Origin of the sequence: Staphylococcus caprae, assembly GCF_003966625.1 — a bacterium.
In the GTDB taxonomy this organism is placed as follows: Bacteria; Bacillota; Bacilli; order Staphylococcales; family Staphylococcaceae; genus Staphylococcus; species Staphylococcus caprae.
In genome coordinates this window covers 1,741,598-1,762,554 of sequence record NZ_AP018587.1, presented here as the reverse complement: position 1 = coordinate 1,762,554, position 20,957 = coordinate 1,741,598, and the positions used below count along the sequence as shown (strand labels likewise).

19 protein-coding genes and 1 pseudogene are annotated in these 20,957 nt (G+C 32.9%); 17 read left to right on the top strand and 3 right to left on the bottom strand.

Features of this window, described 5'->3' with window-relative positions; all coding sequences use genetic code 11:
- The first annotated feature begins 50 nt into the window (after positions 1 to 50).
- The 3 genes from coaBC to JMUB898_RS08335 all read left to right on the top strand — a co-directional run bounded on the left by coaBC (position 51) and on the right by JMUB898_RS08335 (position 4,939).
- Positions 51 to 1,250: a bifunctional phosphopantothenoylcysteine decarboxylase/phosphopantothenate--cysteine ligase CoaBC gene (coaBC, locus tag JMUB898_RS08345; protein ID WP_037541383.1), complete on the top strand. Its 1,200-nt coding sequence runs from the start codon at positions 51 to 53 to the stop codon at positions 1,248 to 1,250.
- Entirely contained in the window at positions 1,250 to 3,658 is a 2,409-nt protein-coding gene (gene priA, locus JMUB898_RS08340) for a primosomal protein N' (RefSeq protein WP_002442477.1), read from the top strand. Before coaBC ends, priA begins: the two co-directional genes overlap by 1 nt.
- Positions 3,659 to 3,868: 210 nt before the next feature.
- Positions 3,869 to 4,939: a hypothetical protein gene (locus tag JMUB898_RS08335; RefSeq protein WP_052497322.1), complete on the top strand. Its 1,071-nt coding sequence runs from the start codon at positions 3,869 to 3,871 to the stop codon at positions 4,937 to 4,939.
- 65 nt (positions 4,940 to 5,004) lie between these two features.
- Here JMUB898_RS08335 and JMUB898_RS08330 read toward each other — a convergent pair whose 3' ends face one another.
- Positions 5,005 to 5,208, bottom strand: a complete 204-nt coding sequence (locus tag JMUB898_RS08330) for a TM2 domain-containing protein (RefSeq protein WP_002442481.1) — start codon at positions 5,206 to 5,208, stop codon at positions 5,005 to 5,007.
- Between the two features lie 217 nt (positions 5,209 to 5,425).
- On the opposite strand from JMUB898_RS08330, the gene JMUB898_RS08325 reads away from it, so the two are divergent.
- From JMUB898_RS08325 to pknB, 6 genes are read left to right on the top strand one after another with little or no spacing between them, the layout of a single operon-like run.
- The gene (locus JMUB898_RS08325) at positions 5,426 to 5,914 is read left to right on the top strand and encodes a peptide deformylase (protein WP_002442482.1); all 489 of its coding nucleotides are present in this window, start codon (positions 5,426 to 5,428) and stop codon (positions 5,912 to 5,914) included.
- Entirely contained in the window at positions 5,907 to 6,839 is a 933-nt protein-coding gene (gene fmt / locus JMUB898_RS08320) for a methionyl-tRNA formyltransferase (protein WP_002442483.1), read from the top strand. Before JMUB898_RS08325 ends, fmt begins: the two co-directional genes overlap by 8 nt.
- Positions 6,836 to 8,143: a 16S rRNA (cytosine(967)-C(5))-methyltransferase RsmB gene (gene rsmB, locus JMUB898_RS08315; RefSeq protein WP_002442484.1), complete on the top strand. Its 1,308-nt coding sequence runs from the start codon at positions 6,836 to 6,838 to the stop codon at positions 8,141 to 8,143. The genes fmt and rsmB overlap by 4 nt, the downstream gene beginning before the upstream one ends.
- A gap of 2 nt (positions 8,144 to 8,145) precedes the next feature.
- Positions 8,146 to 9,240, top strand: coding sequence for a dual-specificity RNA methyltransferase RlmN (gene rlmN, locus JMUB898_RS08310; RefSeq protein WP_002442485.1), 1,095 nt, complete (start codon positions 8,146 to 8,148; stop codon positions 9,238 to 9,240).
- Between the two features lie 6 nt (positions 9,241 to 9,246).
- On the top strand, positions 9,247 to 9,990 hold the full coding sequence (locus tag JMUB898_RS08305) for a Stp1/IreP family PP2C-type Ser/Thr phosphatase (RefSeq protein WP_002442486.1): 744 nt from the start codon (positions 9,247 to 9,249) through the stop codon (positions 9,988 to 9,990).
- On the top strand, positions 9,987 to 11,984 hold the full coding sequence (gene pknB, locus JMUB898_RS08300; protein WP_002442487.1) for a Stk1 family PASTA domain-containing Ser/Thr kinase: 1,998 nt from the start codon (positions 9,987 to 9,989) through the stop codon (positions 11,982 to 11,984). The genes JMUB898_RS08305 and pknB overlap by 4 nt, the downstream gene beginning before the upstream one ends.
- A 78-nt stretch (positions 11,985 to 12,062) precedes the next feature.
- Here pknB and JMUB898_RS08295 read toward each other — a convergent pair whose 3' ends face one another.
- Positions 12,063 to 13,250, bottom strand: a complete 1,188-nt coding sequence (locus JMUB898_RS08295; RefSeq protein ID WP_002442488.1) for a CynX/NimT family MFS transporter — start codon at positions 13,248 to 13,250, stop codon at positions 12,063 to 12,065.
- Positions 13,251 to 13,425: 175 nt separating this feature from the next.
- On the opposite strand from JMUB898_RS08295, the gene rsgA reads away from it, so the two are divergent.
- The 3 genes from rsgA to JMUB898_RS08280 are packed head-to-tail and all read left to right on the top strand — an operon-like array spanning position 13,426 to position 15,586.
- On the top strand, positions 13,426 to 14,301 hold the full coding sequence (gene rsgA, locus JMUB898_RS08290; RefSeq protein WP_002442489.1) for a ribosome small subunit-dependent GTPase A: 876 nt from the start codon (positions 13,426 to 13,428) through the stop codon (positions 14,299 to 14,301).
- Entirely contained in the window at positions 14,302 to 14,946 is a 645-nt protein-coding gene (gene rpe / locus JMUB898_RS08285; protein WP_002442490.1) for a ribulose-phosphate 3-epimerase, read from the top strand.
- A 4-nt stretch (positions 14,947 to 14,950) separates the two neighbouring features.
- The gene (locus JMUB898_RS08280; protein ID WP_002442491.1) at positions 14,951 to 15,586 is read left to right on the top strand and encodes a thiamine diphosphokinase; all 636 of its coding nucleotides are present in this window, start codon (positions 14,951 to 14,953) and stop codon (positions 15,584 to 15,586) included.
- 271 nt (positions 15,587 to 15,857) lie between these two features.
- Here JMUB898_RS08280 and rpmB read toward each other — a convergent pair whose 3' ends face one another.
- Positions 15,858 to 16,046 carry a 50S ribosomal protein L28 gene (gene rpmB, locus JMUB898_RS08275; protein ID WP_002435210.1) on the bottom strand — a complete coding sequence of 63 codons (189 nt, stop codon included), beginning with the start codon at positions 16,044 to 16,046 and terminating at the stop codon, positions 15,858 to 15,860.
- A gap of 378 nt (positions 16,047 to 16,424) precedes the next feature.
- Here rpmB and JMUB898_RS08270 point away from each other — a divergent pair, with 378 nt between their 5' ends.
- From JMUB898_RS08270 to JMUB898_RS12785, 5 genes and pseudogenes are all read left to right on the top strand, one after another.
- Positions 16,425 to 16,799: an Asp23/Gls24 family envelope stress response protein gene (locus JMUB898_RS08270; protein ID WP_037541388.1), complete on the top strand. Its 375-nt coding sequence runs from the start codon at positions 16,425 to 16,427 to the stop codon at positions 16,797 to 16,799.
- 14 nt (positions 16,800 to 16,813) lie between these two features.
- Positions 16,814 to 18,472 carry a fatty acid kinase catalytic subunit FakA gene (gene fakA, locus JMUB898_RS08265; protein WP_002442495.1) on the top strand — a complete coding sequence of 553 codons (1,659 nt, stop codon included), beginning with the start codon at positions 16,814 to 16,816 and terminating at the stop codon, positions 18,470 to 18,472.
- Positions 18,473 to 18,708: 236 nt separating this feature from the next.
- Positions 18,709 to 19,776, top strand: coding sequence for a Leu/Phe/Val dehydrogenase (locus tag JMUB898_RS08260; RefSeq protein ID WP_037541391.1), 1,068 nt, complete (start codon positions 18,709 to 18,711; stop codon positions 19,774 to 19,776).
- A 277-nt stretch (positions 19,777 to 20,053) separates the two neighbouring features.
- Positions 20,054 to 20,659 (top strand): annotated as a pseudogene (locus JMUB898_RS08255) (thermonuclease family protein); the annotation flags it as partial.
- On the top strand, positions 20,639 to 20,908 hold the full coding sequence (locus tag JMUB898_RS12785) for an excalibur calcium-binding domain-containing protein (protein WP_232019016.1): 270 nt from the start codon (positions 20,639 to 20,641) through the stop codon (positions 20,906 to 20,908). The pseudogene JMUB898_RS08255 and the gene JMUB898_RS12785, both read left to right, overlap by 21 nt.
- Positions 20,909 to 20,957 lie beyond the last annotated feature (49 nt).

The following is a 20,957-nucleotide window of genomic DNA, read 5'->3' as shown; positions in this document are numbered from 1 at the left end:
TAAGTAGTGAAATGTATGTTTTTAAGTATAGTATCAAGGGAGATTTAAACATGAAACATATTTTATTAGCTGTAACCGGGGGTATCGCAGCCTACAAAGCAATTGATTTAACAAGTAAGCTCACTCAATCTGGTTACGAAGTAAGAGTCATGCTTTCTGATAATGCACAAGAATTTGTAACACCACTTGCTTTCCAAGCAATTAGTAGAAATCCTGTTTATACAAATACGTTCAAGGAAGAAACACCTCAAGAGATTCAACATGTCTCATTAGGAGACTGGGCAGATGCAATCATTATTGCACCTGCAACTGCAAATACTATTGCTAAATTAAGTGTAGGCATCGCTGATGATATGATTACCTCTACTTTATTAGCTACAGAAACTCCTAAATTTGTAGCACCAGCAATGAACGTTCATATGTATGAGAATCCTCGTACGCAAAATAACATTGCTGTTTTAAAAGGAGATGGCTATCACTTTATAGAACCTGGAGATGGTTATTTAGCATGTGGCTATGTAGCTAAAGGCAGAATGGAAGAACCTTTACAAATTGTGTCTGTGATTCATCAATTTTTCGATAATAAAGAAGCGAAATCTAAGAGTTCATTTTCAGGAAAAAAAGCACTAGTGACAGCAGGACCAACGGTTGAAGTCATTGATCCGGTACGATATGTGTCAAATCGTTCTTCAGGGAAAATGGGCTTTGCAATTGCTGAAGCCTTAAGAGATAAAGGTGCGGATGTAATCTTAATTACTGGACCTACTCAATTGTCAGATCCTAGTGGCATGCAAGTGATACACGTTCAAAGCGCTGAAGATATGTTTAACGCTGTTAAGGAAAGATATGCAGAACAGGATATTGTCTTTAAAGCAGCAGCTGTTTCGGATTATACTCCTACAGATGTGCTTCAACATAAGATGAAAAAGCAAGAAGGAGAATTATCTGTCACATTCAAACGTACAGAGGATATTTTAAAATATTTAGGTGACAATAAGCGACATCAATACTTGGTCGGTTTCGCCGCTGAGACACAAAACATTGAAGCCTACGCACAAGATAAATTGGCACGAAAAAATGCAGATGTCATTATTTCAAATAATGTAGGAGACCAGTCTATCGGATTCAGTTCTGATGATAATGAATTAACAATGCATTTTAAAAATAAAGATATGGTAAATATTAAGAAAGGTAAAAAAGTAGAATTAGCGAAACAAATATTAGAAGAATTAGAAACTAGGTGGCAATAATGATTGCAAAAGTAATTGTTGATATACCATCCAAAAGTGTTGATTTCAAATTCGATTATATTGTACCGCAACGCTTAGAAGATGGAATACAAATCGGTGTACGAGTGATAGTTCCATTTGGACCTCGGACAATTCAAGGTTATGTCATGGACATTCAAAATGAACCAGATCAAGGTGTTGAAATCTCAAAACTTAAAGAGATTAAAGAAGTTCAGGACATTCAGCCTGAACTTACAGCTGAATTAATAAAGTTGAGTGAGTGGATGAGCCACTATCACGTTACTAAACGTATTTCTGTGTTAGAAGCGATGTTGCCGAGTGCAATTAAAGCAAAGTATAGTAAAGCATTTGAAGTGATAAAAGGTAGTGATATATCCGAATCAATATTAAAAAAGTTTAATAAAGATGGTCGCTATTTATATAAAGATGCACAACAAAATGATGATTTAAATGATATGTTTACGCTAATGAAAGAAAATCTTGTTCAAGAAGTAACGATATTATCTCAAAATATTAAAAAGAAAACGCAAAGAGCTGTAGCGGTTATAGAGGATTATAATGGTGATGATGTATTAAGTTTACTTGAGAAATATGCAAAACAGTATGATTTATATGCGTTTTTATTAGAAGAATCTCATCGTACGGTGTTTCTGAAAGAGATAGAAGAGATGGGTTTTTCTAAATCAAGTTTAGATGCCCTGATTAAAAAAGGATATGTAGAAAAATACGATGCTGAAGTCCATCGTGATCCTTTTGCAAATCGTATATTTGAACAAGAAGAAAAAAGAGATTTAACTCAAGATCAACAACAAGCTTATGATGCAGTAAAAAATAAAATCGATAATGAAGAAGCGAGAACATTTTTACTACATGGGGTGACAGGTTCAGGTAAAACTGAAATCTATTTACAAACGATTGAAACAGTTTTGAATAAAGGTAAAGAAGCAATGATGTTAGTACCAGAAATTGCTTTAACCCCTCAAATGGTATTAAGGTTTAAACGCCGATTTGGAGATGATGTCGCCGTACTTCACTCAGGTTTGTCAAACGGGGAACGTTATGATGAATGGCAGAAAATTCGAGATGGTCGTGCTCGTGTGAGTGTTGGTGCGCGTTCAAGTGTGTTTGCACCTTTTAAAAATTTAGGAATCATCATTATTGATGAAGAACACGAATCTACATATAAACAAGAAGACTATCCAAGATATCATGCGAGAGATATAGCGCAGTGGCGAAGTCAATATCATCAATGTCCGGTAATACTTGGAAGTGCAACGCCTAGCTTAGAATCTTATGCTAGAGCAGAGAAAAATGTTTATGAATTATTATCTTTACCAAATCGGGTGAATAATCAAGCGTTACCACACATTGATATAGTAGATATGCGTGAAGAGTTAAGTGAAGGAAATCGCTCTATGTTCTCTAATGAACTTAGAAATGCAATTCAAGATCGTTTAGACAAACAAGAACAAATTGTTTTGTTTCTTAATCGAAGAGGTTATGCTTCCTTTATGTTATGTAGGGATTGTGGTTATGTACCGCAATGCCCGAACTGTGATATTTCTTTGACTTATCATAAAACGACGGATCAACTAAAATGCCATTATTGTGGATACCAAGAAACACCTCCGAATATTTGCCCTAACTGTGAAGGTGACCACATAAGACAAGTTGGGACAGGTACGCAACGTGTCGAGGAATTATTGCAACAAGAATTTCCAGAATCAAGAATTATACGTATGGATGTTGATACAACGTCTAGAAAAGGTGCACATGAGAAATTATTAAATGAATTTGAAGCGGGAAACGGAGATATTTTATTAGGAACACAAATGATTGCAAAAGGTTTAGATTATCCTAACATCACACTTGTAGGTGTATTAAATGCAGACACAATGCTTAATTTACCTGATTTTAGAGCTAGCGAGCGGACTTATCAACTTTTAACACAAGTTTCAGGTCGAGCTGGACGTCATGAGAAAGAAGGGCAGGTAATTATACAAACTTATAATCCTGATCATTATGCGATTGAAGATGTTAAATTAAATGATTACCTTACTTTTTATCAAAAAGAAATGAATTATCGTAAATTAGGTAAATACCCACCATATTATTTCTTAATTAATTTTACAATTTCTCATAAAGAAATGAAAAAAGTGATGGAAGCTTCCAAACATATACATCAGATTTTATTACAACATTTGACTGATAAAGCTTTAGTTCTAGGGCCTTCACCTGCGGCATTAGCACGTATTAATAACGAATATCGTTTTCAAATTTTAGTGAAGTATAAAAGAGAACCACAGTTACATCATGCACTACAATATTTAGATGATTATTATCATGAACAATACGTAAAAGAGAAATTATCTTTAAAAATCGATATTAATCCTCAAATGATGATGTAATGTAGTAATCAAACCTGCTCTTAATTGAGCAGGTTTTTTATATAAACAAAAAAATATACTATTATAAATTTTTACAACGTGGTATAATTTGAATATTAATAGGGTGTGATTTCACCAAAACACTATGTTTAATATTCCCTTAATAAAATAAATAGTTACTCCACCATCAAGTCATCAGCATCTAAAATTTTATTAATGGAGGTAAATACCATGCAAAAAACACAAATTTTGCCAAATCCTTATGAAGAATTTAAAGAATATCTAAATAGTAGATTTGAAAATGTAAATCTGAAAGTTAAAAATGTTGATCAACGATTAATGAAATTCGAAAATAGAATAGATAATCAATTATTCATAAATGTTGATCAAAGATTTAATCAAGTTGATCAAAGATTTAAGGAAATGAATAACCACATAACATTTCGCTTTGATAGGCTTAATAAAGAGATGAACAATAAGTTTATGTTTATGAATCAAAATATAGATAACAAACTTGAAAAATTGGAGAATAAATTCACGTATCTAGACCGAAAAATGGACAAAAGGTTTGAAGTTGTGGATTACAATTTCGGGTTGGCACATAAAGACCTAAATCGAAAGTTTGAAATTAATAATCGAAAGTTCACATTGATGGATCAAAAATTTGAAGTTGTGGATCAGAAGTTCGCTTCGCTGAATCAAAAAATGGACAAAAAGTTTGAAGGTGTGGACCAGAAATTCACAATGATGGACCAAAAAATGGATAAAAAGTTTGAAGCCGTGGACCAGAAGTTCGCTTCGATGAATCAAAAAATGGACAAAAAATTTGAAGCTGTGGATCAGAAATTCATAATGATGGACCAAAAAATGGATAAAAAGTTTGAAGCCGTGGACCAGAAGTTCGCTTCGATGAATCAAAAAATGGACAAAAAATTTGAAGCTGTGAATCAGAAATTCATAATGATGGACCAAAAAATGGATAAAAAGTTTGAAGGTGTGGACCAGAAGTTCACAATGATGGACCAAAAAATGGACCAGAAGTTCACATCACTGCGTCAGGAAATGAATCAAAAGTTTGAGGTTGGAAATAAAAAGTTTGAACGATTAACACTTACTACAAAAGAATTAAAAAAAGAAATAGAAAACCAATCTGTAAATATTGATTTTAAGATTGAAAATGCGCTTCATTTATTTAAACAAGAAATTGAGCAAAATAAAATCAAAACATCAAGGTTTTTATTAGGTCTAACTATACCATCTGTATTAAGCTTAATCACTTTAATCTTACAATTTTTAAAATAATTTCATAATAATATAAAAGTGACGTACCAACTTTAAAAATTGATACGCCACTTTGTTTAATATTCTTACATTGTTACATTACCATTTTCATCTGCTGGTCTAAATAGTGTTAATATTGCACTAATTATAGCTAAGATATGAGGGATAGCTGTCCAACAGAATAAAATGTGCATAATTCCTTGGAATGATTTGCCAGCGTAAAATTTATGAATACCAAAGCTACCTAAAAATACTGCTAATAAAATATAAATCACTTTATTTACTTCCATTATATTCACCTCTGTTTGCTATGTTTAGTAACTTGTTTCCTTACTTAATATTCTATTATTTACAAAATTAAAATCAATTAATTCACTTTCACAATAATAAATTTCAGTCTAAAGTTGCATAATTTAAAATATCTATAAAGACACTCCTAAGAAAGGTCGCAATTTCAATACAAGTAAGTTATAATGATATGATGAATTTTAATGAGGAGCCATAATCATGACAAGAAAGAAATTGGTTAAATCATCACATCCAATATTAAAAAAAGAAATAGCACCTGTTACCGAATTTGATGAAAACTTAAGCCTGTTACTAAAGGATTTAGAGGATACATTGTATGCGGAAGAAGCAGCCGCTATATGTGCGCCTCAAATTAATGTTAATCAACGTGTGGCATTAATTGATATGGAGATGGATGGTCTTCTTCAATTGATAAATCCTGTAGTCCAAAGTCAGTCAGATGAAATGATTACTGATTTAGAAGGTTCAATTACGCTACCAAATACTTTTGGTGAAGTTAATAGAAGTAAAATGATTGTGATACAAAGTTCTGATGTTAATGGCAATCAAGTTGAACTGACTGCTTACGATGATGTGGCTCGTATGATTCTACATATGATAGATCATTTGAATGGTATCCTTTTTACTGAGAAAGCAAATCGTTTATTAAATGAAGATGAAGTGGAGGCATATTTTGAAAATGAGTAAGATTATCTTTATGGGAACACCTGACTTTTCAACTAAAGTATTAGAAATGTTAATTGCTGAACATGAGGTCATTGCAGTAGTGACGCAACCTGACCGCCCAGTAGGACGTAAAAAATTACTAACACCATCCCCTGTAAAAAAGGTGGCTGTTGAACATAATATTCCAGTTTATCAACCTGAAAAATTAAAAGGGTCTTCAGAACTTGATGAATTATTAAATCTTGAGGCTGATTTAATTGTCACAGCTGCATTTGGCCAATTACTTCCCGAATCACTTCTTGAATCACCACGTTTAGGTGCGATTAATGTCCACGCCTCACTTCTTCCTAAATATCGTGGCGGGGCGCCTATTCATCAGGCTATTATTGATGGTGAAAAGGAAACAGGTATCACAATTATGTATATGGTAAAAAAACTCGACGCGGGTAATATTATTTCTCAAAAAGCTATAAGTATTGAAGAAGAAGATAACGTTGGAACAATGCATGATAAATTAAGCTTTCTTGGTGCCGATTTACTTAAAGATACGCTTCCTTCTATTATCAATGGTACAAATGAAAGCATCCCTCAAGACGGAACTCAAGCAACATTTGCATCAAATATAAGTAGGGAAGACGAGCGAATTGATTGGAATCAAAGTGCACAAGCCATCCACAATCATATTCGTGGATTATCACCATGGCCAGTGGCTTATACGACGATGGACGATAAAAATCTTAAACTTTATGCAGCTCACGTAATAAAAAATAAAAAAGGGACACCTGGAACTATTATTGACACAACAAAGAAAGCAATGATCATTGGAACAGGAACAGATGACGCGATTGCTTTGACAGAAATTCAACTTGCTGGTAAAAAACGTATGCCTGTTGCTAACTATTTAAGTGGTGTTCAAGAGTCCTTAGTAGGGAAGCAACTGATATGATGAATACAGTAAGAGGATATGCCTTTGATACCATTCAACAGGTTCTCAATGATGGCGCATATAGTAATTTAAAAATTAACGAAGTCCTTTCTTCAAATGAGATTTCAACAGTGGATAGGAATTTATATACAGAACTTGTTTATGGAACTATTAAAAGAAAGTATACATTAGATTATATCTTGAAACCTTTTGTCAAAACTAAAATTAAAGGTTGGATGCGACAACTATTATGGATGAGTATATATCAATATGTTTATTTGGATAAAGTTCCTGATCATGCCATTATCAATGAAGCAGTAGATATTGCAAAACATAGAGGTGGCTATCACAACGGCAATGTTGTTAATGGGATATTACGTTCAATCATGAGAAGTGAGTTGCCTCAATTTGATGAAATTAAAGACGACAAGAAACGTATTGCTATTAAATATAGTATTCCTAAATGGATAGTTGATCATTGGGTAACACACCATGGTATTGAAACAACAGAAGCGATTGCGCAATCATTTTTAGAACCAGTAAAGACGACTGTTAGAGTGAATATTTCTCGAGGTTCAGTTGATTCAATTGTTGCTGAATTAGAAAAAGAAGGATTTAAAGTAGAGAAAGATGAAATATTACCGTTCTGTCTTCATATCACTGGTCAACCTATTATCAATTCAAGAGCATTTAAAGATGGCTATGTTTCTGTTCAAGATAAAAGTTCTATGATGGTTGCTCATATCATGAATTTAGGTAGAAATGATGTTGTTTTAGATGCATGCAGTGCGCCCGGTGGTAAGGCGTGTCATATGGCGGAAATATTATCGCCTGAAGGTCATGTTGATGCTACAGATATCCACACTCATAAAATCGATTTAATTAACTTTAATATTAAAAAATTAAAATTAGATAATATTAGCGCATTTCAACATGATGCAACTGAACCGTATACTCGGACATATGACAAGATACTTGTTGATGCACCATGTAGTGGTTTAGGTGTATTAAGACATAAACCTGAAATAAAATATACACAATCGAAAGAAAGTATCCAATCACTTGTTGAATTGCAGTTACAAATATTAGAGAATATTAAACGTAATATCAAACCTGGTGGAACAATTGTGTATTCTACATGTACAATAGAACAAATGGAAAATGAAAATGTAATTTATACATTTTTAAAGCAAAATGAAGAGTTTGAATTTGAACCTTTCCAACACCCTGTTACTGGAAAGGAAGTCAATACACTACAAATACTCCCTCAAGATTTTGACTCAGATGGATTCTTTATAACTCAAATTAGAAGAAAGGAAAGTTAAGGATGATTACTGCAGAAAAAAAGAAAAAGAACAAGTTCTTACCTGATTTCGAAAAGCAATCAATCTACTCTTTGCGTTATGATGAAATGCAGCAATGGCTCATTGACCATGGTCAGCAAAAATTTAGAGCGAAACAAATTTTTGAGTGGTTATACCAGAAACGCGTAAATAGTATTGATGAAATGACAAATCTATCAAAGGATTTGCGTCAAGTATTAAAAGATAATTTCGCAATGACGACACTAACTACAGTTGTAAAACAAGAAAGTAAGGATGGCACAATCAAGTTTTTATTTGAGTTACAAGATGGTTATACAATCGAAACAGTGTTGATGAGACATGAATATGGCAATTCTGTTTGCGTTACGACGCAAGTTGGTTGTCGTATCGGATGTACATTTTGTGCCTCAACATTAGGTGGTTTAAAACGTAACCTAGAAGCTGGTGAGATAGTATCTCAAGTGTTAACCGTACAAAAAGCTTTAGATGAAACAGATGAACGTGTATCTCAAATTGTTATAATGGGTATTGGTGAACCATTTGAAAATTATGATGAAATGATGGATTTCTTAAGAATTGTCAACGATGACAACAGTTTAAATATTGGAGCACGTCATATTACTGTTTCAACTTCAGGTATCATTCCTCGTATTTATGATTTCGCGGAAGAAGATATTCAAATTAATTTTGCAGTAAGCCTTCATGGTGCTAAGGACGAAATCCGCTCAAGATTAATGCCGATTAATCGTGCTTATAATGTTGAAAAGTTAATGGAAGCTATTCAATATTACCAAGAAAAAACAAATCGACGTGTCACATTTGAATATGGGTTATTTGGTGGCGTTAATGATCAACTGGAACATGCCAGAGAATTAGCACATCTAATTAAAGATCTTAACTGTCATGTGAATTTAATCCCTGTGAACCATGTACCAGAGCGTAATTACGTTAAAACACCGAGAGAAGATATTTTCAAGTTTGAAAAAGAATTAAAGAGATTAGGAATCAATGCTACAATTAGACGTGAACAAGGATCAGATATTGATGCAGCGTGTGGCCAATTAAGGGCAAAGGAACGACAAGTAGAAACGAGGTAAAGACATATGTTAAACGCACAATTTTTCACTGATACTGGACAACATCGAGAAAAAAATGAAGACGCTGGCGGTATATTTTATAATCAAACACATCAACAATTGTTGGTATTATGCGATGGTATGGGTGGTCATAAAGCAGGTGAAGTTGCGAGTCAATTCGTTACAAATGAACTTCAAAAACGTTTTGAAGAAGAAAACCTTATCGAAATCCATCAAGCTGAATCATGGTTGCGTTCAAACATTAAAGATATCAATTTTCAATTGTATAACTACGCTCAAGAGCATCCTGCATATAATGGCATGGGAACAACGCTAGTATGTGCGATTGTTTATGATAAAAAGGTAGTTGTAGCTAACGTTGGAGATTCTCGTGCATATGTCGTTAATCAAAGACAAATCGAACAAATTACAAGTGATCATTCATTTGTAAATCATCTTCTTATTACTGGCCAAATCACAGAAGATGAAGCATTCAATCATCCTCAAAGGAACATTATTACTAAAGTCATGGGTACAGATAAACGTGTATCTCCTGATTTATTTGTAAAGCGAACACATTTCTATGATTTTCTTTTACTTAATTCTGATGGTCTAACGGACTATGTAAGAGATTATGAAATTCAAGAAGAACTCAATCAGGAAGGATCAATTGATGACTATGGTGAGAGGCTAATGCAACTCGCTATGTCTCATGATTCAAAAGATAATGTCAGCTTTATACTTTCTGCTATGGAAGGTGATAAAGTATGATTGGAAAGATGATTAGCGATCGTTATAAAGTGATTGACAAACTTGGTGGCGGCGGAATGAGTATTGTATATTTAGCTGAGGATACAATACTTAATCGAAAAGTCGCAATTAAAGCGATTTCTATCCCGCCTCGTGAAAAAGAGGAAACTTTAAAACGATTCGAAAGGGAAGTACATAATTCATCTTTACTTTCGCATGACAATATTGTAAGTATGATTGATGTTGATGAAGAAGATGAATGTTTCTATTTAGTAATGGAGTACATTGAAGGACCAACGCTAGCTGAATATATTCATAATCATGGTCCACTGTCTGTAGAAACAGCTATTAAATTTACAGAGCAAATCTTAAGCGGTATTAAACATGCCCATGACATGAGGATTGTGCATCGTGACATTAAACCTCAAAATATTTTAATAGATAAAAATAAAACACTTAAAATTTTCGATTTTGGTATCGCAAAGGCACTCAGTGAGACATCACTTACACAAACGAATCATGTTTTAGGTACTGTTCAATATCTTTCGCCTGAACAAGCGAAAGGTGAGTCTACAGACGAAGGTACAGATATCTATTCTATTGGTATTGTGTTATATGAAATGCTTGTGGGCGAGCCTCCTTTCAATGGAGAAACTGCTGTAAGCATAGCTATTAAGCATATTCAAGATTCTATCCCTAATATTACGACTGATAAGCGGGGAGAAGTACCGCAGTCTCTCAGTAATGTTATTTTGCGTGCTACTGAAAAGGATAAACATAATCGTTATCATACTATACAAGAAATGTATGATGATTTATCAAGCGCGTTGCACGAAAATCGTGTGAATGAAAGTAAGTATGAACTAGATAAAACGAAAACGGTTCCTTTAACCAGAGATGAATTAAATAAGAAAATGAAAAGCTCGGAAAGAGAGCATGATTTAAACCAAACAATGCAAATTCCAATTGTGAATGAGCCAGCACGTCAACAAGAATTCCAATCACCAGAAGAACGCTATTATCCTTCTCACAATAAAAAGAAACGTTCGAAAGTGAAAATTATTGTGCTTTCTTTAATTTTTGTATTGTTACTTGCTAGTCTAATTGGATTTATAGGAATGGGTTTATTTGGTAATAAATATCAAGAAATGCCAGATTTATCAGGAAAAACTGAAAAAGAAGCGGAACAAATTCTAAAAGATCATCATTTATCTTTAGGGGACATATCAAGAAGTTATAGTGATAAATACCCAGAAAACCAAATCATCAAATCTGATCCAAATAGTGGTGAACGTGTAGAAGAAGGAGATACCATTGATATCGTTTTATCTAAAGGACCTAAAAAAGTAAAAATGCCTAATCTTGTTGGTTTGCCAAAAGAGAAAGCACTCAGTAAATTAAAAGATTTAGGATTAAAAGATATTGATGTTGAACAAGCTTACAGTCGTTCTGTTGAAAAAGGACTGATTTCAGAACAAAATATCTCTGCTAACAGTGAAGTTGCATTAAACGATCATCATATTAAGATTTATGAATCATTAGGTGTACGACAAGTCTACGTCAGTGATTATGAAAATAAGGACTACTCAACTGCTAAGAAAGAACTCGAATCTAAAGGATTTAGAGTACAAGCAACTCAAGAATATGATGATAAAGTTAAGAAAGATAAAGTTATTTCACAATCACCTAAAAATAAGTCTATCGATGAAGGATCTGTTATCCATTTAACTGTATCAAAAGGTGAACAAGAAGACGATAGTGATGATGAAGATGTTAAAACAACCAACGAAACCGTAAAAGTACCATATTCAGGTAGTAAAGGTAAGAGTCAAACAGTAGAAGTATACATTAGAGATAAAGATCATAGCGGTAGTTCTGTATCTCAAACTTATAAAATTAATAAAGATAAGACAATTAGCATACCTTTAAAAATTCAAAAAGGTAAAACAGCAGGCTATACAGTGCGCGTAGACGATAAAATTGTCGCAGACAAAGATGTCGACTATGATGACTAAAAATAAAAGCATCCCTTTGTATGTAATTTTAAAAATTAACGTATAAAGGGATGCTTTTTATTATAATTTAAATAATTTTTATTTCACTTTGGTCTGTTCAATTGTAGTCTGGCTACCTGCCTTTGTACCGAATACTAATATAAGTAAGGATACAATTAATAAAACGCAGAGTGAAAGTGTCCATTGATGCGTCCAATCGTGAAAAATTCCGAATAAGAAAGGACCGATTGCTGCAAGTAGATAGCCAACTGATTGCGCCATACCTGATAGTTTAGCAGCCGTTTGACCACTTTCGGTTCTTACTACAAATAATGTGTTGGCTAATCCAAATGCTAAACCGCTTGCTACGCCAATGAGTATAATGCCAACCAAGACGAACTTGTAATCAACAAAGATGAAGCATAATACACCAATCGTAAAGAGTATGCTTGTTAATAAAGTTAAAGGTACTTGGGATTTCATTTTCGTAGCAACAATTGGCGTTACAAAAGTTAGAGGTATAATTGCGATTTGCAATAATGAAACATAGATACCTGATGTTTGTAATGGAATACCATGATCTGTAAGTAATTCTGGTAACCAGTTAATGATTGTATAAAAAACGAGTGACTGTGCGCCCATGAATACTGTTACTCTCCATGCAAGTAATGACTTCCATACATTGATTTGACTATGTACGTTACTAACAGCTTCGGGAGGTTGTTGTTTCAACTGAAATGCCCAAATCATTATAGTCACTGCGGTGATGATTGCAATAATTCCTAAAGCAATAGAATAATTAAAATGTGTTGTTAATGGGCTAATAATTGAAGAACTTAAACTACCGACAACATTCATAACGACAGTGTATAAGCCCATCATCGTCCCCATATATACTGGAAAGCGAGTTTTAATAATTGCTGGGGCAAGGACGTTACCAAATGCGATACCCACACCAATGAAAATTGTTCCAACATATAACCAACTCAGTCCAACGATAGATCTTATAATAATTCCAATAAATATAAATAGTAAAGCAACAAAGATGGTTCTTTCTAAACCGAAAGCATTTCCAATTTTAGATGCGAAAAAAGAGACGATGCCGAATGCAATGAGAGGAACAACAGTCATAAAGCTAAGTGCGCTATTTGTTGTATGTAATGTGTCTTTAATTGATGGCAAAGCTACGCCCACAGATGTTATTGGCGCTCGCAAATTTGCTGCAACTAGCATAATGCCAATAAATAATATTATATTAATGTGCCTATTTGTTTTGTAATAAGGCATGATTGACGCTCCTTTTTGACAGATGTACAAATCTTAGCACTTGAAATGAACAGTGACAAGATATATTTTCGAATTTTTACTATAGGAAGAATCAAGGTAACTAAGGTTTTACATATTATATTCATAGCGATTTTGATATAATATTGAGAGTAAAATAAATGAGAGAGGTGTCAACTTGAAGACTGGACGTATCGTTAAATTAATAAGTGGTGTTTATCAAGTAGATGTAGAAGGTGTTCGTTTTGACACTAAACCACGTGGCTTATTTCGAAAGAAGAAGTTTTCTCCAATAGTAGGAGATATCGTAGATTTTGAAGTTCAGAATCAACAAGAAGGTTATATCCATCATGTACATGACAGGGAAAATGAACTTAAGCGACCGCCTGTTAGTAACATTGATGAACTTGTCATAGTGATGAGTGCTGTAGAACCTCAATTTTCAACACAATTACTTGATCGTTTCTTAGTTATTGCTCATTCATATCATCTAGAACCAAGAATACTCATTACTAAGAGAGATTTGGCTTCATCTGATGAAATAGAATACATTGAAGATATGTTGAAGATATATGAAGATATAGGTTATTCTACGCAATTTATTGGAAAAAAAGATGATAAAATAAAAATTGTGGAAAAATGGCGTAAAGGTTTAATCGTATTAAGTGGTCAATCCGGTGTCGGTAAAACAACTTTTCTTAATCACTATCAACCTGAGTTAAACCTTGAAACAAATGATATTTCAAAGTCTCTCAATAGAGGTAAACATACGACAAGACATGTCGAATTATATGAAAGAAGTCATGGATTTATTGCCGATACACCTGGATTTAGTGCTCTCGACTTTGATCATATAGAGAAAGATGATTTAAAGAATTATTTTGTGGATATTAAAGAATCAGGACAAAGTTGTAAATTTAGAAATTGTAATCATATTAAGGAACCAAAATGCAATGTGAAAAATCAAGTAGAAGAGGGAAACATTGCTCAGTTTAGATATGATCATTATTTACAGTTATTTAATGAAATCTCTAATAGAAAGGTACGATATTAAATGGTTAAAGTTTTACCTTCACTTTTATCAGTTGATTTTTTAAATTTAAAAGAAGAATTAGACCAATTAGAAAAAGCGAATGTTGATGGGTTACATTTTGATGTGATGGATGGCCAATTTGTTCCTAATATTTCTATAGGTATACCACTTTTAGACGCTGTCAAAAGCTATTCGAATTTACCTATAGATGTTCACTTAATGATTGAACAACCAGAAAAATATATAAAGCTGTTTGCAGAACATGGTGCTGATATGATTTCGGTACATGTTGAAGCTACGCCACATATTCATAGTGCAATTGAAGAAATTAAACAATTGAATAAAAAAGCAGGTGTAGTGATTAACCCTGGCACGCCAGTTGAAACAATTTTACCAGTATTAAGTAATGTGGACTATGTTTTGGTTATGACTGTTAATCCTGGATTTGGAGGACAGTCTTTCATCGAACAATGTATTAATAAAATTGAACAACTTAATCAACTTAAACATGAGAATAATTTAACTTTTGATATTGAAGTTGACGGTGGTATCAACGATCAAACGAGCAAAGTTTGTATTGAACAGGGTGCTACAATGTTAGTAACTGGGTCATATTTCTTTAAACAAGACAATTATGCACAAGTAACTGAAACATTGAAAGGTTGATGTTATGGAAATCAATTTACTATGTTCTCAGCGACTATTGCCTCAATCTCTTTTTAAAATGAAAAAGAGTGCAAAGTGGGCAGGTGTCGATAGAGGTGCGCTTGTACTCATTGAAAATGGTATTGAACCTGTATTCTCAGTAGGTGACTTCGATTCTGTAAATGATGAGGAACGTCAAATATTAAAGAATCAATTGAATATCCATCCTGTTAAAGCAGAAAAAGATGATACCGATTTAGCTTTAGGCGTAGAAAAAGCAGTTGAACAAGGGTATTCTGAGATTATTATATACGGAGCAACTGGTGGAAGATTAGATCATTTCATGGGCGTGGTTCAAATTTTACAGAAATCACAATATCTCGAACGACACATTCAACTTAGAGTGATTGATATACAAAATGATATAACACTCATAGATGTAGGGGAGCATCGAATCAAGAGAGATACTTCTTATCCATATATTTCATTCATTCCATTAAATGGTGAGGTTATATTATCATTAGATGGGTTTAAGTATAATCTTTATCATGAACAGCTAGAAGTTGGTTCGACATTAACCATTTCAAATGAAATTGTAGATAATGTTGCTACAGTTCGTGTTGAAAAAGGTCAAGTTTTACAGATGCGTAGTACAGATTGAAGTTTTAATGGAAAAGTTAATATAAACTAAAAAAGACCTTAGAGGCTGAGCGCCTTTAAGGTCTTAAAAATGTGATCCTCCACATAAGGTCATTTTTTGTGCATTATATTTATTAAACCAGACTGTAGACAAACTCTTTCACTCATCGTTGTCTTATGCATGCCTAGCTCATTTACTAATAGTAAAATCCCGTCGTTATGCATTTCGACTCCTCGATTGAGAAGGGTTTTCTATAAGTCTGCTTAATCATTTTTACTTTGTCGACAAGCTATTAAACTCTAGTAACTTTACCAGATTTTAAAGCACGTGCAGAAACCCAAACTTTTTTAGGTTTTCCGTCTACAAGGATTCTAACTTTTTGAAGGTTAGCGTTCCATCTGCGTTTGTTCGCATTTAAAGCGTGTGAACGATTATTACCAGTCGAAGCTTTACGACCTGTTACGTAACATTGTTTACCCATGAAAGTACCTCCTTTAATAAATATAAATACACATTACTACTTATATACTTTAATAAGATAACACATATACGTCTTTAGAGCAATATTTAGTTAAAATAAATACAAATCACAACGTTATTCAACCATTATTTATGGTATAATTGTAAGCTGTGGAGTTATATAGTATGATATTGTAAAGATATAGTTAAATTTATACAATGAATTTATAAATAGTAATTAATGATATCGTAATTAAAACAAGTTCAATGATATTTTGAACATCGGTAATTTTTTAATTTTCAAGAATTTTAATTGAAATCATATGTGAAAGACCTAAATTGAAATTTAAATACCTTTAACATATAACATAAACCTTGTAATTTTCAGGAGGAAATGAAAATGACATTAGAAATCTCAAACGACTACGGTAAAATTGATATTTCAAATGAAGTGATAGCATCAGTGGTAGGTGGAAAGGCCGTTGAAAGTTATGGCATAGTTGGTATGGCTTCTAGACAGCAAGTAAGGGATGGTATTGCTGAAATTCTAGGTCATGAAAATTATGCTAAAGGTATCAAAGTAAGAGAAGAAAATGGAACAATAGATGTCGATATGTACATTATTGTGAGTTATGGTGTGAAAATATCAGAAGTAGCTAGCAATCTGCAATCGACAGTTAAATATACCTTAGAAAAGACACTAAACGTAAAAGTAAATTCTATTAATATTTTCGTACAAGGTGTACGTGTAAACGATACAGGCAAAAAGCTTTAGGAGGACAACGTGAAATGATTAGCAAAATAAATGGTAAATTATTTGCCGATATGATTATACAAGGGGCTCAAAATTTATCAAATAATGCAGATTTAGTAGATTCATTAAACGTGTATCCTGTTCCAGACGGAGATACAGGGACGAATATGAATTTAACCATTACTTCAGGACGAGAAGAAGTTGAAAATAATTTATCTCAAAATATCGGAGAATTAGGAAAAACGTTTTCTAAAGGACTACTTATGGGCGCACGCGGTAATTCAGGCGTCATTCTCTCTCAATTATTTAGAGGTTTTTGTAAAAATATTGAAAATGAAAAGGAAATTAACGCGCAACAACTCGCTGACAGTTTTCAAGCGGGCGTAGAAACTGCATATAAGGCAGTCATGAAACCTGTTGAAGGCACAATTTTAACAGTAGCTAAAGACGCTGCACAAGCAGCAGTTGAAAAAGCTCAAGATACTGAAGATTGTGTTGAATTAATGGAACATACGATTAGTGCTGCAAAAGAATCTTTAGATAATACACCTAATTTATTAGCTGTTCTAAAAGAAGTAGGCGTCGTTGATAGTGGTGGTAAAGGATTATTATGCGTTTATGAAGGTTTCTTAAAAGGTCTAAAAGGAGAAAAAGTTGAAGCTAAAACTCCAAAATTAGATACTGAAACACTTGTTAATGAGGATCATGATTTTCACGGTGTAATTAATACTGAAGATATTGTTTATGGTTATTGTACGGAAATGATGGTACGTTTCGGTAAAAATAAAAAACCATTTGAAGAACAAGAATTTCGTAATGATATGAGCGAATTCGGAGATTCATTACTTGTTATTAACGATGATGAAATAGTTAAAGTCCATGTTCATACCGAACATCCTGGAGATGTTTTTAATTATGGCCAACAATACGGTGAATTAATTAAACTTAAAGTTGAGAATATGAGAGAACAGCATAGAGAAGTTATTCGAAAAGAACAAAACGGTCAAGATCGTAAAGATCAAGATGCACCTCAAACTGTGGAAACGGCAGTTATTACTATTTCTATGGGCGAAGGGATCTCTGAATTATTCAAATCAATGGGAGCAACACACATTATAAGTGGCGGTCAAACCATGAATCCTTCAACTGAAGACATTGTTAAAGTAATAGAACAGTCGAAATGTAAACGTGCGATTATTTTACCGAATAATAAAAATATCTTAATGGCTAGTGAACAAGCTGCAAGTATCGTAGATGCAGAAACAGTTGTTATTCCTACTAAATCTATACCACAGGGTATCACAGCTTTATTCCAGTATGATGAAGCTTCATCTCTTGATGAAAATAAAAATCATATGGAAACAGCTTTAGAAACAGTACAATCTGGTTCAGTAACTTTCGCTGTGAGAGACACTAAAATTGATGGAATTGAAATTAAAAAAGACGAATTTATGGGTCTTGCAGAAGATAAAATTGTGACAAGTGATGCGGATCAATTTACGGCAGTTAAAGGATTACTTGAAAAACTTTTATCTGAAGATAGTGAAATTTTAACTATGATTATTGGAGAAGATTCTAATCAAAGTGTAACTGATCAACTGATTGAATGGATTGAGTCTACGTATCCAGATGTTGAAATTGAACAACATGAGGGCGGACAACCGATTTATCAATATTTCTTTGCAGTCGAGTAGTTAATTATTTGGTATTTAAAATAAAATTGAATGATTAATATTTAACGGTAATTTCTATTTTTAAATGAAATAGAAGTTACCGTTTTTAATTTTGAACAATAACATTTATATTGATTTTAAAATTTTCTTATAATTCTTAATATAACTAATATTGTGTGTGTTTTAAATTGAGATTAATAGCGAGATGTCAGGGTAGAGAATTGATGGATATTAATTATAAGAGAGGGGTATTCTTAATGATTTTTGAAACAATGGAGCAAAAAGATTATGAACAAATCGTCTTTTGCCAAGATAAAGCTACAGGACTAAAAGCAATAATTTGTATTCATGATACAACGCTTGGTCCGGCATTAGGTGGTTGTCGTGTCAGAAATGACTATGCATCAGAACAAGAAGCCATTGAAGATGCTATGAATTTAGCTAGAGGAATGACTTATAAGAATGCTGCTGCTGGCTTAGACCTAGGCGGAGGTAAGACAGTAGTGATGGGAGCTCCTGATAAGGAAAATGAAGAAGCATTTTATAGAGCTTTAGGACGTTATGTTAATACATTAAATGGTCGTTATTATACAGCTGAGGATGTTGGTACTTCAGAACATGTAATGAACTTAATTTATAAAGAAACGCCATATGTTTGCGGTACAAGTAAATCATTTGGTTCTGCAGGTAACCCAAGTCCAATGACTGCGTATGGTATTTATATTGCTATGAAACGTACAGCGAAAGAAAAATTTGAAAATGAATCATTAGAAGGTAAAACTGTTGCCGTGCAAGGTGTTGGCCATGTTTCTTATGAGTTATGTCGCTTATTAAATGAAGATGGTGTGAATTTAATTGTCACTGATATTAATAAAGATAATGCACAACGTGCTGTAGATGATTTCAATGCTCAATTTGTAGAACCTGATGATATATTCTCAGTTGATGCAGATATATTTGCCCCTTGTGCACTCGGCGGTATCTTAAACGATGATACGATACCTCAATTAAAAGTAAAAGCAGTTTGTGGCTCTGCGAATAACCAATTAAAAGATGAAGATGCACATAGTAAAATGTTAGAAGATAAAGGTATTTTATATGCGCCAGACTATATTGTTAATAGTGGTGGGGTTATCAATACTGCGGATGAATTAAATGGCTACAATGAAGACCGTGCAAAAGAAAGTATTGAAGGTATAGATCAAATATTAAAACACATCTTTGATATTTCTAAAGAACAAAACGAAACACCACTTGAAGCGTCACAACATTTTGCAGAAAAAAGAATGGAACAAATGTCTCATATTCATGACATTAGAAAATAAATTGAATAAAAGCATAAATAAATACAAGGCATAACACTTATATAAAAGCTCTTAAAATGAATTTTTAACGTAATTCATTTTAAGAGCTTATTTAATTTTATATCTTGAAATTTAAGATATATTACCATATTTTTAAATCCACTATAGAAAATAAAAAATCAAAATACATATATAGTGTCGCATTTAAGTTCTAAATACTTTTTTTACAAAAAATATACACTAATTATGGTTAAAATGTTATAAAATGAATGTATATTACAAATAATAGAGGTGTAAAATGGAAAAGATAATTTTTTTATTGTTACTTTTAACTTTGTGTTCTGTAGTTATTTCTGTTCAAAAGTATGTCACTCGAAAGTATAATGTAAAATCTACACACTTTTTCTCACTTATTCTTATATTCACTATTCTGTTATCTACGTTAGGACAATCTTTAAACCTCAACCAAGCACAAGCAGCAAATGGATTACATAAAGAGAAAGCTACATTAGTAAAAGTGGTTGATGGCGATACAGTAAAGTTGAATTATAAAGGTAAAGTGGCAACATTTAGATTATTACTTATTGACACACCAGAGACGAAAGACCCAAGAAAACCAGTTCAAAAATATGGTCCTGAGGCAAGTGCGTTTACTACTAAAATGATGACGAACGCCAAAAAAATTGAAGTAGAATTTGACAAAGGTCAAAAAACTGATAAATACGGAAGATATTTGGCTTATGTCTATGCTGACGGCGTAATGGTAAACAATGCACTTGTAAGAGATGGTCTTGCTAGGGTTAAATACGTTTACCCACCAAACAATACTTATGAAAAAATGATTAGAGAAAGTGAAGCAAAAGCGAAGACTGAAAAATTAAATATTTGGAGTGAAGAAAACGCAGTCAACACGTCTTTAACTTCAGCGAAAAATATTAAAACAGCTAAGCACACTGCTACTACCAAAAAATCAATAACGCATTATTCTTCTAAAAAATCAAAAAAATCTTCAAGAGCTAAAGCTAAAAAAGAATATTTTAAAAATTGTACTGCTTTAAGAAAAAAATATCCTCATGGTGTTAGAAAAGGACATCCAGCATATCAACCAAAACTAGATAGAGATAAAGATAATTATGCATGTGAGGTAAGATAATCATTTCAAATTTATCAAATCAGTGATGATGGACTGATGATAATATTTC

Excerpts from the sequence above, each read along its gene's own strand:
- JMUB898_RS08335 (WP_052497322.1), top strand. The coding sequence starts at position 3,869 with ATGCAAAAAACACAAATTTTGCCAAATCCTTATGAAGAATTTAAAGAA.
- rlmN (WP_002442485.1), top strand. The coding sequence starts at position 8,146 with ATGATTACTGCAGAAAAAAAGAAAAAGAACAAGTTCTTACCTGATTTC.
- JMUB898_RS08330 (WP_002442481.1), bottom strand. The coding sequence starts at position 5,208 with ATGGAAGTAAATAAAGTGATTTATATTTTATTAGCAGTATTTTTAGGT.
- JMUB898_RS08325 (WP_002442482.1), top strand. The coding sequence starts at position 5,426 with ATGACAAGAAAGAAATTGGTTAAATCATCACATCCAATATTAAAAAAA.
- JMUB898_RS08270 (WP_037541388.1), top strand. The coding sequence starts at position 16,425 with ATGACATTAGAAATCTCAAACGACTACGGTAAAATTGATATTTCAAAT.
- JMUB898_RS08260 (WP_037541391.1), top strand. The coding sequence starts at position 18,709 with ATGATTTTTGAAACAATGGAGCAAAAAGATTATGAACAAATCGTCTTT.
- JMUB898_RS08305 (WP_002442486.1), top strand. The coding sequence starts at position 9,247 with ATGTTAAACGCACAATTTTTCACTGATACTGGACAACATCGAGAAAAA.
- fmt (WP_002442483.1), top strand. The coding sequence starts at position 5,907 with ATGAGTAAGATTATCTTTATGGGAACACCTGACTTTTCAACTAAAGTA.
- rsmB (WP_002442484.1), top strand. The coding sequence starts at position 6,836 with ATGATGAATACAGTAAGAGGATATGCCTTTGATACCATTCAACAGGTT.
- fakA (WP_002442495.1), top strand. The coding sequence starts at position 16,814 with ATGATTAGCAAAATAAATGGTAAATTATTTGCCGATATGATTATACAA.
- JMUB898_RS08280 (WP_002442491.1), top strand. The coding sequence starts at position 14,951 with ATGGAAATCAATTTACTATGTTCTCAGCGACTATTGCCTCAATCTCTT.
- priA (WP_002442477.1), top strand. The coding sequence starts at position 1,250 with ATGATTGCAAAAGTAATTGTTGATATACCATCCAAAAGTGTTGATTTC.
- JMUB898_RS08295 (WP_002442488.1), bottom strand. The coding sequence starts at position 13,250 with ATGCCTTATTACAAAACAAATAGGCACATTAATATAATATTATTTATT.
- coaBC (WP_037541383.1), top strand. The coding sequence starts at position 51 with ATGAAACATATTTTATTAGCTGTAACCGGGGGTATCGCAGCCTACAAA.
- rpe (WP_002442490.1), top strand. The coding sequence starts at position 14,302 with ATGGTTAAAGTTTTACCTTCACTTTTATCAGTTGATTTTTTAAATTTA.
- rpmB (WP_002435210.1), bottom strand. The coding sequence starts at position 16,046 with ATGGGTAAACAATGTTACGTAACAGGTCGTAAAGCTTCGACTGGTAAT.
- pknB (WP_002442487.1), top strand. The coding sequence starts at position 9,987 with ATGATTGGAAAGATGATTAGCGATCGTTATAAAGTGATTGACAAACTT.